This window comes from Bowmanella yangjiangensis (assembly GCF_018531185.1).
Taxonomy (GTDB): Bacteria; Pseudomonadota; Gammaproteobacteria; order Enterobacterales; family Alteromonadaceae; genus Bowmanella; species Bowmanella yangjiangensis.
The window spans coordinates 222,611-234,665 of the sequence record NZ_JAHDJU010000003.1; the positions used below are offsets into that span (position 1 = coordinate 222,611).

The window sequence follows — 12,055 nt, forward strand, 5'->3', positions numbered from 1 at the left end:
CCTGCTGCTTTGTCTGCCGATATGCTCTGAACCAGCATTTGCAGCTGCGGGGGCCAACACTTCTGTTCAAGAACTACTTCAACGGATCGCCAAGAAGTATCGTACCCCCTCTGACCACATGAAACGCCCCGCCACTAGCGAATCTGCCACACAGGTGGTTCGACGTTTTCAACCAGGTGAAGAACTAATCTTATCCTTGTGGCTTAAAGATAAGCCCGTCACAGAGGTGATTTCCATTGCGTCAGAACAGGGTGTAAAAGTTGGTCTGGCCGACTTTTTCAGACTCGCTGACTTTGCCGTTGATTTCGATCTTACTAATATGCAAGCCAGTGGATGGGTATATCGGCAAGATATTCCTTTCTCCATGCAGCAACCTGCCATTGAGTATTTACAGATAACCCTAGGGCAACACGCCTTTGTTCTGGATAGTCAGTCATTTTCCGTTGAACCCGATGATGTTTATGTGGAACTTGCCAGCTTGGCTCAAATTCTTAACTTTAACTACGAGATGTTTGAAAGCCAGTTGAAGCTGGTGATTCATTCCAATACCCCATTCCCCGTTGAACAACGACTTGCCAGATTATCACGAGGCAGTGTCGAGCTGGGAACCGAAACCAAGTCCGTGCTTCCTTTAAACGATTCAGGATACCAACTTTTCTCTACGCCACTATTGGATGCGCAAATATCAGCGACGGCCAATGACCAACATCGCTCTGGGAGCTATTCCGTTCTCTCAAGCCAGGATTTTGCTTATCTCAACAGCCAGTTTTATCTGTCTGGATTGAAAGGCGATCTATTACAGCAGGCCAGATTAACGCTTTCTAAATCTTCTGCCGAACAAGATCTGCTCGGTGCTCTAAGTGCCTCATACTTCGCGCTTGGTGATGTAACGCCGGTTAATCCAGGTGGACAAGTAACCCAGGCTCAAAGCCGCGGATTTTCCGTAAACAACCTGAATGAAGGCCAGTTGGGAGACAACCAACAAGTCAATTTAACCGGCGATGTGCAAGCCGGCTGGGATGTTGAACTTTATAGAAACGGCGTATTACTAGATTCTCAGCTAAACATTGAAAATGGCCGATATGAATTCAATGATGTCGAACTAAGTTTTGGTAGCAACAACTTTGAATTGGTATTCTATGGCCCCCAAGGCCAGATTGAGCGTAAAACCGAGTCCATTGTCGTTGATTCAAACAGCGTTGCAGCAGGCCAGGGACGTTATCAATTGTCAATGGTAGATGCGAATCGCACGGTATTTGGTGTTAATGATCCGGAATTGGCAGACGATCAACTGGGCTTACTCACCAGCGCCGTTTTTGACTATGGTTTGACTGATTGGCTCTCCGTTGGCCTAGGTACCAGCCACTTCGTTCCCAAAGCAGGTGAAAATCAAACAGATTTAACCCTCAGAACAAACGTTCAGCTTTGGGATTTGGGCTTACTTAATACCCTAGTCCATCGAAATGATGATGGCTCAAAGCGTCTTTCTGCTTTTTTCAGAACGGGTTGGCTAAACAGCAACCTGGATCTTAGCTACATTAGAAACGAAAACTTAGTCACAGATGCGGTCACTGGCCATCAAAACACAAATGTCGACTACAGATACAACCTTACGCATTCAGGTACGTTGTTCAGCAGAACCTCGTTACCTCTTAGCTACCAGAATAACTTGTCGCTGCAAGAGGATGCACAAGGTCAGCAAACCCGGCTGTGGCAAAATGCCATTGGGCTGAACAGTGCCTATGGGTCAGTTTCACATAGTTTTTATTGGCAACACACGGATGCTGAAAGTTTAATAAACAATGGCCCGTCGAATAAAACTGCTGGAGGCTCACTGTTTTATCGGAACAATTTTGGACGTTTCTACACTCGTTTTTACGCCGACTACAATGTTCAACCGGATACGGCATTAGCTTCATACGGCGCCAATCTACTCTATAGATGGGCCTATGACTTAAATGCAGAACTACAATATTCACGTGATATCGAAAACGATCTAGACCAGCTTTACGCTCGGCTAAACTGGCGACATGAAGAGTTTACACTCAGCGCCAATGCCAGTTACAACAGTAATGACAATTGGACCTTGGGTATGACAGCCAGGTTCAGCGTCGGCTATGACCCAAGTTCAGGTAACCTTTTCGCAAGCAACCGCACTCTAGGTGGAGCCGCAGGCGTGTCAGTGCGGGTATTTGAAGATCTGGATATGGACAACCAATATGATGAATCAGAACCCCTTATCGAAGGAGTAAAAGTGAAGGCTACACAGTCCTTTCGTTCAGCAAGAACGAACGAGCAGGGCGTGGCCATGCTGACTGCCCTGCCGAATAATCGCCAAACAGATATTGTGGTAGATGAAAACAGCTTCAAGGAGTTCTATATCACCACCACAGAGGGGGTCTCCGTACCTGCTCGCCCCGGTTTTATCCAGCAAGTAGATATTCCGGTAGCAAAGTCTGGCGAATTAGATGGCTCGGTTTACTTTGCCAATGCCGATGGCTCTCAGGAGTCTGCCCCCAGAGTAAAACTGAATCTTCGGGACTTAAACGACAATATCGTTGCCAGCACGCGTAGCGAATACGACGGTTATTACTTATTTACCAATCTGCTGCCCGGCAAGTATCGTCTGGAAATTGATCCGGACATGGCGAATCGTCAACAGCTTCGGATCGGCAAAGGCAAGCGGGTGAATCTGTCCAACCGGGGTGACCTTATCACAGGCGCTGATTTTGTGCTGGCACCTCTCGAGTCAGCCAGCGGCTATGTTGCAACAGCCGGACAGTTCCATTCACCTGCACTACTCAAACTGTATTACCAGCTATTAAAAAAGCGTGTTCAAGCGGTTACTTCAATGCAGCCATTTTATATTAAATCCAAAGACACCAAGCAGTACGTTTTGGGTCTAGCCTATTTTGAAGGCGACCGTGACGCGGCCAATGAGACCGCACAATATTGTCAGCAACTAGCGCAACAAAATATTCCCTGCAAAGTGGAATATCATAACTTTGCCTACTAAATACCGGAGCAGGAAAATGAAAAGCCGGCAACGCGTTACAGCATTAAGCATTTTGATTGGCACCTTAGGTTTATGTGCCTGCCAGTCAGCCACTCCCCCCAACAGCCAGGGGAATGAACAAGCTAATATGGCCGCAGAACTCGCCATACTAAAAGAAAAACAGAAAAAATATGATGCTGTCGTGGAAGAATGGCAATCCATGCGTGAAGGGCTACAACGCCTAGTGGTGGTGGAAGAGGAACTTGGACTATTGATTGGTCAATTGGATCAGATGTCAAGCCAGTCACCTACCCCACATCAAGAGCCGCAAACAGAGCAAGTCTCGACAATAGCACCAATTGCAAGTAATCAAAATCTTGCTGAAACAACGGCCACCTCGACACAAAGTAAGTTTCAAAATGAAAATGAGATGCAGCCGAAATTTGCTTTACAATTGACAGCAGTCACATCTCCTGCCCGCTTAAATGGTCTTTGGCGGGAGCTATCTACCAAGTACCCGCAGTTACTGGCAGATCTTCCGGCTAATTATCAAAAGATTAAGGTAAAAAGTACTGATTACTTTCGACTGAAAGCCGGTGCATTTGTCACAGAACAGCATGCAACGGAACACTGCAATTCGCTTAAAGCTGTGGGTATCGGTTGCATGGTCAGTGATTACAATAACGCGCCGCTAACAGATTTAAGCAACTAGGTTAATTCATCTGTCCCAGGTGGCTGACGACAAAATATGGAATCAAGCCGTCAGCACTGGCCAGAACCTCGTTATTGCGAAGATCAAACAAGCGGGCATTCACCTCAATGCCCGCAGGGCTATAAATGATAGTACCGGTTAGTACGCAACATGATTGTACTTTTGGCACTTCATGGGCTTGACGTGAATACGCAATATCCCCACTTACAGTTACTTTGATACTGCCCGTGCTTTTACTTTCTGTGACAGAGAAACCTTGCTTTCGCAACTCTTGCATAAAATTTTCAGCCAGTTGATTACCAAGCATACTGGTTTTAGTCAGGGTTGAATCAAAATCCACAAAAGAGGCTACGGCGATGTTCTTTTTGCTGAGACCCTGCTCATCAATATTCAGGCGCATTACCATTTGTTCAACATAGCTAGCCAAGCGTTTGTGATGATGCAATGGAACAAAACGCTGTCCGTCTGTTGCCCAATTCCCGCGGGAAGTCGAGGTGGGTGCATCGCTGAATGCCGGTGACGCAGATAATAATAAGGCACAAATCAAACCGATAACTTTCATATTCCCCCCTTTACCTGCCAGATGCAGGCATATCCTGACGTGAATGAGAGGCAATCAATGCATTGACCTGTGCTGAAGGAAGCAAAGTCTGTGCTGAGCCTTTGAGTTCTTTTGATTTGAGGTCAACCAATCGGGCCTGCACCATCACACCGAGGCGATGTTTGGTCAGTGTACCAGTTAGAACCAAGCTGGCTTGGATGTCAGGGCGCAGCTCGGTATAGTCACGACTCAACACCAGATCACCGCTTTCTGTCACCCTGATATAATCCATGGTCTTATGATCCAACACCTTGACGCCAAATTGATGCAGTTCATTCATAAAACTCTGCGCAACTTGTTGTCCAAGCAAACCCGATTTGTCGTAGGCACCATCAACATAGACAAAATCTGCCACCACTACCGCTGTATTGTCATGCACTTCCTGCATGGTTAGCGCCATTTGGTTCATCAACATACGAATGTGATCCTGAATAGTAGCAGGATGCGTATTCTGACTGACCGGGGTAAAGACCCCTGGTTGAAAGGCCGACTCTGCCTCTATGCTGGATTGCTGTACATCGGTCACCTGACACCCTGCCAACAGTACAACACCACTAAACAGATAAGCTCTCACCTTTGCCCCCTTTCCACCTAGGATAAAAATTGACTTGCCATGTTATTGCCTATTGTTCTTCGACTGCGGCAAAAAACTGCCACCTATCCTCAATTGACTCCCTTCAACACCAACGAGTTGGGGGCAGCAATCTTCATAAGTCAGAAAAACAACCTTTGTAGACTTTAAAATGCAATTTACGCGCCAGCCTTTCAGCTACTAAGGTAAGGCATTATCATATGGCACAGAACATGCAATCTTTTTCTACAAATAGGTTTTGAGAACATTAAAATGTCAATGCGCGCCAGAACACCTTCCAACTCAAGCATACGTGCGCTGAGTTTATCCATGCTGCCTTTACTGATTCTGACCGTGTCTGCATGTAGCACCCTAGACAATGGCATCACATACAGCACTGAGTCACCAAGCCTGCCCGATGAAGCCATCAGCAGCGATGAAGTACGCCAATATGTGCAGGAATGGCGCGAAGCGAAAGCGGGCATTCAGCGTTTAAACGACTTAGAGGCAGACCTGGCGTTATTGATTGCAGAGGTAAACCGCGCATCAGATTTACAAGAGTCTCCCCCAATGTACCAAGATAACCTGCAGGAAGAAGTGTTGATGGCACCACCACCTATGAAGGAGAGCCAAGTAAAAAATGAACCTATACAGTTGCCCAACGCCTCAATAAGTGACTTTCCCTCCACCAACGCAACGAATGAACCAACAACAGCAGGCACTGTATATGGACTTCGCATCGCCGCTTTTTTAAAACCACAAAGTGCAAAGTTTGGTTGGTATCTCATTCAACAACGAGACGGCAAAATATTGACGGGTTTGTCAGCCAAGTTATTAAAAGCGGAGCATCCTCGCCAGACACTTTACAACCTCAATGTTGGACCTTTCAGCAATGTGCCGGATGCTGAGCATTTGTGCGAAAAGCTTAAGCCTCGCCAATATGTTTGTGAGGTTGGTGAGTTTTCCGGAGAAGAATTGCTCTGATAAGCGAAGCCTTGCCTAGGCAAGGCTTATGACTTGGGTTCAGCTATGCCAAATAATTTTTTGGCGGCGTCGTATAGATGCTGCGCCTCACCCCGGCTGTTTAACTGAAGCTCAGATGTTGACAGAGTAAAACTATCCATTCCCATCAAGTGGGAGCGGCCTTGCTTTAAGTAAGCGACAACATCATCATCTGCCACTTTCGCTTCTTTCAACTGTGCCGCGTTGTCGCGAGTGAGACCCCACTCATAAAACTCCGATAGCCGGTTCAGCTGATCCATACGCTTTTGTAACCCTTGGTCGGCATCAAGGTATTGCTGCAGGCGCTGGAGCTCAGGAGCAGCATCGTCTGCCTCCGCCCCTTCAACATGCCAACGTCCATCGACGTGTTTAATCTGAGTCTGTTCCTTTATGCCAAAGCGTTCAGCCAAATCTTGCAGTTGCCCAGCCACCGGCTTCATATAAAAGGCGATCATGTTATCCAGACTTTTTAGACTGACGGATGACTGCCCCTCTTCGATTTTCTTCAGCGTTTCATCTATCTGGCTGTCGCTCATTTGCCCAATACCGGCATCCAACTCGGTGAGCTCACCCGCAACATTCTGTTGTTGGTATTGCACCGCCCTGTCCAACGCCTGTTGAGACTTGGCAGGATCATTGAGGTAGTCCATCAGACTTAACCCAGATTGGATCTGCATACTGACACTCCTGGTCAAATAAACTCAATTCTCTTTGAAGCTAGCCTTTAATCAGCTTCACGCCTTCGGCTGGCTTGCCACTATTAAGCAGTGCGTTGGCAATCTCTGCGGGCAGGAACCCCTGCGCAGAACCAACCACCGCTTTGGACTTCATTCCCACAACCCGTGCATTCACCAAGTAGCCACCTTGATGTTTGGCCAGTGTTCCAGTGACTACATACTCAATTGGCTGGGTCGCTGAGACTTCCAGGTAGTCCCGGGTGAGTACAAAGTCACCTTGTTCCGTGATGCGAATGAAGTCGCTTGCCTTGATATCAATCACAGGAATACCGAACTGGTGTATCTCGTGGATAAAACTCTCAGCAATTTGATTGCCTAACAAACTCGCTTGATCGAATGCCCCATCAACAAATACGAAACTACTCACCGCCATAGGTGTGCTGGAGGTAACGTACTGAAGGTTATTTACCAGTTCCTGCATGATACCGCGGACATAGTGGTTGATATTATGCAATTGCGGTGATGCACGTTCTGCTTTGTTTCCCACCTGTTGCGTTAAAAACTGGTGCTTATACTGCTCTCCGAACCCCAAACTGGCCTGGTGAGCGGCTGAGATTTGTGCGTCCGCTTGAGTCTGGTCGGGGCTTGCAGAGCAGCCAGCCATAACAGCAATACATGCCGCGGTTAAACAAATATTCTTCATGCTATTCCCCACTAGTACTCACCCCGATAAAGCATTTGATTACGGCTGGTTACCTTACCTTGCGCCCAGGCAACATCTTTAGGCAGGTAATCAGTAGCAGCGGCGAGCAGGCGTTTTGATGGCAACTCAATCAATCGCAGGTTAACCAGCAAACTTTGCTCCTGCTCTGAGTAGGTACCGGTCAATAGGTATTGCAAATTGACTTCTGAACTTAAAGCCTCAACATCCCGTGACAGCATTACGTCCTGCCCTGCAGTGATATGCACCGCAGGTAAGGCTTTAAATTCGACGACATTGAGTCCGGCCTGGGTAGAAAATGTCACCAGGCTTTCCTGGATCTGCACTCCCAACGCCTGGAATTCCGGCAAACTTTTGCCGTTTTGCAGATGCGAGGGCAGTATTGTGCCAACCGCCAAAGGTGCATCAGGGTTAATCCGACCCGATGTGTCAAATAATTGTCTGGCTAGACGCTCAACCTGAGCATGCAGGTTACCCGATTGAACAGTTGATTCAACGGGTAGACTGGTGGTTTGACTGGCACAGCCAGCCATTAGTGCCAGGCCTAGCAGCAAACATCCAAATGCGGTATTTGATCTTTTCGCCATATTAATTAACGCCCCTTGGCTCACAAGCGAATCAACTTGGCCTTAACTACGCAATTTTTACGCCAATCATGACATTGAGTATGATTTAACCAGGGTGAACAGCATGCCTCCTGTAAAAATGTAGTCTGAGCCATTCCCCTATAGCAATCACCGGCAGCCCATCGTATAGTAACAAAGCCCTTATTTTTCATACTGTTGCATTATGTTCAGCATCTGGCTTCTAACCCTGTTAGCGATAGTTTATTTATCCTTGCTGTTTGCGGTAGGGTTTTGGGGCGATCGTTTTCATGGCGCAGCCAGTCATAAACAGCGGCCACTCATCTACAGCCTGGCACTGGGCGTACACTGCACATCCTGGGCCTTTTTTGGCACCACCGCACAATCGGCCACTTATGGCTGGGCCTTTACCCCGACTTATGTAGGCAGCGTGGTGGCCTTTGCACTGGGCTACCCCTTGTTAGTGCGGATTATTCGCTGGTGTCAGCAGCACAACATCAGCTCGCTGGCAGATTTTATCGGCAGCCAGTACAAGCATTCGCACTTTGTTGCCGCTTTTGTCACCCTTATCTGCTTTATTGGTGTAGTCCCCTACACTGCTCTGCAGCTTGACGCCGTTACCACCAGTGTCAGCCTGCTGGCCACCGACCAAACCCAGTGGCCAGGCGGCATCAGCTTTTATGTGGCCTTGTTAATGGCGATTTTTGCCATTTTGTTTGGTACCCGTAGTCTGAGTCTGACCGAAAAACATCCCGGCCTGATGCTGACCATAGCCTTTGAATCATTAGTTAAAATGCTGGCATTAGTGCTGGTCGGCTTGTTTGTCTGTTACCAGATGTTTGACGGGGTACTGGATTTGCTGGGACAAGTACAGCTCAACCCGCAAACCCGGCCGATTTTGACAGGTCAAGACAGTGCCCCTTTGGTTTATCTTTGCCATATGCTGCTGGGCTTTTTGTCAATGTTCTGCCTGCCTCGTCAGTTCCACGTTAACTACATCGAGAATAACGGCGAGCTGGAACTCAAGCGCTCCCGCTGGCTGTTTCCCTTGTATCTGCTCGCCATTAACTTGTTTGTCCTGCCTATTGCCCTGGCCGGCAAGCTGCTGTTGCCCGATACCAACGCCGATACTTATGTGCTGGCACTACCTATGCTGGCCGACAGCAGTTGGTCTGCCCTGGTGGCCTTTATTGGCGGTTTATCCGCGGCATCCAGTATGATCATTGTGGCCACCCTTGCTATGGGGGTGATGATGGCGAATAACCTGATCACCCCACTTTGGCTGAAGCTACATTTTCGCGCCGATCAGCAACAAGTCTTACGCCCATCCGTGCTGCTCGGTATCCGCCGCCTGACGGTTATTTTGGTGATTGGCCTGTCATATTTGTATTCTCAGTATCTGAGTCAGGCCGCGCCCTTGGTCAACAGCGGCATCATTGCCATGGCACTGCTAGCGCAACTGGCTCCAGCTATGTTGTTTGCGCTGTATTGGCAGCGCAGCAGCCGCCTGGCGGCAGTCGCCGGTATCCTTGCTGGCTGCAGCGGCTGGGTAGTATGGCTGCTGTGGCCCAGTATCAAGGCCAGCTATTATTTTGAGTCCGTGCCCAGCGATCACGACATGAGCCTGGGTGTGATATTCAGTTTGAGCATCAACCTAGTGGTATTTGTGCTTATGAACCTGCTGCGCGGGCGCTTCAAGCAGCCCAGTGCAGAGCGCGCCACTCAGCAATCTGTGCCCACCATCCGAATCAGTACCTTGCTCGCGGTGAGCCAGAAAATTCTCTCCGAGAAGCAACAAACCCGCCTGCAAAACAGCATCATGGACAGCGATCAGCAGGCCTATGCCAGCGGCCAGTTGATTCGCCGTGTTGAACGTGAATTGGCCGCTCAGGTGGGTAACGCCGGGGCGCGAATCTTACTCTCGGCCTTAACCGAGCAACACAGCGTGCCACTTGAAGAGTTGGTTGGTCTGGTGGAAGAAGCCAGCCAGAACTATCAGTTTAACCATGAATTATTGCAGTCCTCCGTGGAGCATATTGAACAAGGCATCAGTGTGGTTGACCGTCACCTCAAGCTGCTTGCCTGGAACAGCCGCTATATCAGCATGTTTAACTACCCAGAGGGGTTTATTCGCGCTGGCCTGCCACTGGAAGAGCTGCTGCGTTTTAACGCCAGGCGCGGCATGTTGGGTGATATTTCCGATATCGATACTGAGGTAGTCAAGCGCCTGAACCATATTCGTCAGGGTAGCAGCTATAAGTACCTGCGCAGTCAGCCCGATGGCCGGGTTATTGAATTACAGGGTAATCCCATGCCAGGCGGTGGTTTTGTTACCACTTATGCGGATATTACCGAGCACGTGCAAACCCAGCGGGCTTTAGAAGACGCCAAGCAAAGTCTCGAGCTGAGGGTTGCCGAGCGTACCGAACAGTTACAACAAGCCAAGCTGGCAGCCGATCGCGCCAATGACAGTAAAACCAAGTTTCTGGCTGCGGCCGGACACGACCTTATGCAACCTTTTAATGCCGCCACTTTGTTTGCGGGTATGATTGCTCAGCAAAGCCGCGCAACGCCCTTGGAAGAATTAGCCAGTGGCCTGCAGCAATCTTTAAATAACGCAGAAGAGCTGCTGTCGATGCTACTGGATATGACCAGACTGGACTCCGGTATCTTAAAAGTAAACCGTCAGTCATTTGCCTTAAGTGAGATCCTGGACCCGCTGATGGCGGAATTCAGCCTGATTGCTGGACAAAAACAGCTCGACCTGCACTATCAGCCCACCCGTCTGTTTGTCAGCTCAGATAAAAAGCTGCTACGCCGTGTTATTCAAAACCTGGTGTCCAACGCCGTCCGTTACACCGAGCACGGCAAGGTTGTGGTTGGTGTCAGGCGACGTCAAGGTAAACTGTTGTTGCAGGTATGGGATACCGGGCCGGGTATTGCCAAAGCCCAGCAGCAGGAAATATTTGACGAATTCCACCAGCTGCAGAAAAGCAACAAACAAGGCTTAGGCCTTGGACTGACCATAGTAGAACGCATCAGTAAACTGCTTGGCCACAACCTGATCCTAAACTCAGTCTTGGGTAAAGGGAGCTGTTTTGCGGTGGAAATAGAGCAAGCTACCTCGGCCCATCGCAAGCAGATAACACCGGTAGCCGAGGTCACTGACAACGCTCAGTGGTTAAGCGGCAAATCGGTGCTGTTAGTGGATAATGAAAAGCAGGTGCTTACCGCCATGAGCCAGCTATTTGAGCAGTGGGGCGCACAGGTCACCACCGCATCTAACGGTAGCCAGGCGCTGCAGCAAATGCCGAATGCGCCAGACTTGTTACTCATGGATTATCATTTGGATCATGGTGCCATAGGCACAGATTTGGCCCAGCAGTTGTATCATCAGTGGCGAGGCAAAATCCCCACTATCTTAAACTCGGCCAACCATGATGAAATTATTCGCTCGCAAGCCATTGAGGCGGGGTTCAGCTTTTTACATAAGCCGGTTAAAGCCGGGGCACTTAAACGTCTGATTAAGCAGATACTTTAACGCCCATCGGGCTGCATAAATTGCTTAAACAATACGCCCGCCTGCGTACGGTTAATCACTTCGAGCTTTCGCAAAATAGCCGATACATGCTGTTTAATAGTGGTTTCCTGGACCTGCAATTCCCAGGCGATCTGTTTGTTTAACAGCCCATCCGCCACCATTTTCAGCACCTTAAACTGATGCGGGGTTAACTGGTTAAGCTTATCGGCAAAGTCACGCTCGGCAGTAGCCGGGCCACTATTTTGCTCAATCTGCATCCCATCCGGCAGCCATTGTTCACCGTCGAGTACCGCTGCCACTGCCTGAGCAATACATTCCAGCGGCGCCGATTTGGGTAAATAGCCACTGGCGCCAAAGTCCAGCGCGCGACGGATGATATCCGGGTCTTCCTCTGCTGAGACAATCAAAACCTGTACACCGGGGTAAGCGTTGCGCAGGCTGGTCAAACCGGTTAAGCCCTGATTACCAGGCATATTCAGATCCAGAAATACCAGCTCTATTGAGGCATGTGCAGCCAGGGTAGATAAGGTTTCGTCCAGATTCGCCGCTTCCAGGATCTCACCGCCCAGGGCGGCCTGCATGGCTTGCTTCATGGCACTGCGAAACAAAGGGTGATCATCGGCAATAATGGCTCTGGCTTGACTGGTCATA

At 49.0% G+C, this 12,055-nt stretch carries 10 protein-coding genes; 4 read left to right on the forward strand and 6 right to left on the reverse strand.

Annotated features, from left to right (window positions below; translation table 11 throughout):
* The first annotated feature begins 118 nt into the window (after positions 1-118).
* Both KJY73_RS16640 and KJY73_RS16645 read left to right on the forward strand, forming a co-directional pair.
* Positions 119-3,016 (forward strand): hypothetical protein, encoded by a 2,898-nt coding sequence (locus KJY73_RS16640; RefSeq protein WP_214344853.1) that lies wholly within the window; start codon positions 119-121, stop codon positions 3,014-3,016.
* Between the two features lie 16 nt (positions 3,017-3,032).
* Positions 3,033-3,707: an SPOR domain-containing protein gene (locus tag KJY73_RS16645; protein ID WP_214344854.1), complete on the forward strand. Its 675-nt coding sequence runs from the start codon at positions 3,033-3,035 to the stop codon at positions 3,705-3,707.
* A 1-nt stretch (position 3,708) separates the two neighbouring features.
* Here the strand turns inward: KJY73_RS16645 and KJY73_RS16650 are convergent, their stop codons facing one another.
* Together KJY73_RS16650 and KJY73_RS16655 are read right to left on the reverse strand one after the other, a co-directional pair.
* The gene (locus KJY73_RS16650) at positions 3,709-4,269 is read right to left on the reverse strand and encodes a FlgO family outer membrane protein (protein ID WP_214344855.1); all 561 of its coding nucleotides are present in this window, start codon (positions 4,267-4,269) and stop codon (positions 3,709-3,711) included.
* A gap of 10 nt (positions 4,270-4,279) precedes the next feature.
* Positions 4,280-4,882, reverse strand: coding sequence for a FlgO family outer membrane protein (locus tag KJY73_RS16655; RefSeq protein WP_214344856.1), 603 nt, complete (start codon positions 4,880-4,882; stop codon positions 4,280-4,282).
* Positions 4,883-5,209: 327 nt separating this feature from the next.
* Between KJY73_RS16655 and KJY73_RS16660 the strand changes: the two genes are divergently transcribed.
* Positions 5,210-5,863 (forward strand): SPOR domain-containing protein, encoded by a 654-nt coding sequence (locus KJY73_RS16660; protein ID WP_214344857.1) that lies wholly within the window; start codon positions 5,210-5,212, stop codon positions 5,861-5,863.
* 26 nt (positions 5,864-5,889) lie between these two features.
* Here KJY73_RS16660 and KJY73_RS16665 read toward each other — a convergent pair whose 3' ends face one another.
* From KJY73_RS16665 to KJY73_RS16675, 3 genes are read right to left on the reverse strand one after another with little or no spacing between them, the layout of a single operon-like run.
* Complete coding sequence (locus KJY73_RS16665) at positions 5,890-6,558, reverse strand: hypothetical protein (RefSeq protein WP_214344858.1); 669 nt, start codon at positions 6,556-6,558, stop codon at positions 5,890-5,892.
* Positions 6,559-6,598: 40 nt separating this feature from the next.
* Positions 6,599-7,261: a FlgO family outer membrane protein gene (locus tag KJY73_RS16670; protein WP_214344859.1), complete on the reverse strand. Its 663-nt coding sequence runs from the start codon at positions 7,259-7,261 to the stop codon at positions 6,599-6,601.
* An 11-nt stretch (positions 7,262-7,272) separates the two neighbouring features.
* Positions 7,273-7,866: a FlgO family outer membrane protein gene (locus tag KJY73_RS16675; RefSeq protein WP_232848713.1), complete on the reverse strand. Its 594-nt coding sequence runs from the start codon at positions 7,864-7,866 to the stop codon at positions 7,273-7,275.
* Positions 7,867-8,068: 202 nt separating this feature from the next.
* Between KJY73_RS16675 and KJY73_RS16680 the strand changes: the two genes are divergently transcribed.
* Positions 8,069-11,404 carry a hybrid sensor histidine kinase/response regulator gene (locus KJY73_RS16680; RefSeq protein WP_214344860.1) on the forward strand — a complete coding sequence of 1,112 codons (3,336 nt, stop codon included), beginning with the start codon at positions 8,069-8,071 and terminating at the stop codon, positions 11,402-11,404.
* On the opposite strand, the gene KJY73_RS16685 is transcribed toward KJY73_RS16680, so the two are convergent.
* Positions 11,401-12,054: a response regulator transcription factor gene (locus KJY73_RS16685; RefSeq protein ID WP_214344861.1), complete on the reverse strand. Its 654-nt coding sequence runs from the start codon at positions 12,052-12,054 to the stop codon at positions 11,401-11,403. The two genes, KJY73_RS16680 and KJY73_RS16685, sit on opposite strands and share 4 nt — an antisense overlap.
* Position 12,055: the final 1 nt, after the last annotated feature.

Excerpts from the sequence above, each read along its gene's own strand:
- KJY73_RS16640 (WP_214344853.1), top strand. The coding sequence starts at position 119 with ATGAAACGCCCCGCCACTAGCGAATCTGCCACACAGGTGGTTCGACGT.
- KJY73_RS16645 (WP_214344854.1), top strand. The coding sequence starts at position 3,033 with ATGAAAAGCCGGCAACGCGTTACAGCATTAAGCATTTTGATTGGCACC.
- KJY73_RS16650 (WP_214344855.1), bottom strand. The coding sequence starts at position 4,269 with ATGAAAGTTATCGGTTTGATTTGTGCCTTATTATTATCTGCGTCACCG.
- KJY73_RS16660 (WP_214344857.1), top strand. The coding sequence starts at position 5,210 with ATGCTGCCTTTACTGATTCTGACCGTGTCTGCATGTAGCACCCTAGAC.
- KJY73_RS16665 (WP_214344858.1), bottom strand. The coding sequence starts at position 6,558 with ATGCAGATCCAATCTGGGTTAAGTCTGATGGACTACCTCAATGATCCT.
- KJY73_RS16670 (WP_214344859.1), bottom strand. The coding sequence starts at position 7,261 with ATGAAGAATATTTGTTTAACCGCGGCATGTATTGCTGTTATGGCTGGC.
- KJY73_RS16675 (WP_232848713.1), bottom strand. The coding sequence starts at position 7,866 with ATGGCGAAAAGATCAAATACCGCATTTGGATGTTTGCTGCTAGGCCTG.
- KJY73_RS16680 (WP_214344860.1), top strand. The coding sequence starts at position 8,069 with ATGTTCAGCATCTGGCTTCTAACCCTGTTAGCGATAGTTTATTTATCC.
- KJY73_RS16685 (WP_214344861.1), bottom strand. The coding sequence starts at position 12,054 with ATGACCAGTCAAGCCAGAGCCATTATTGCCGATGATCACCCTTTGTTT.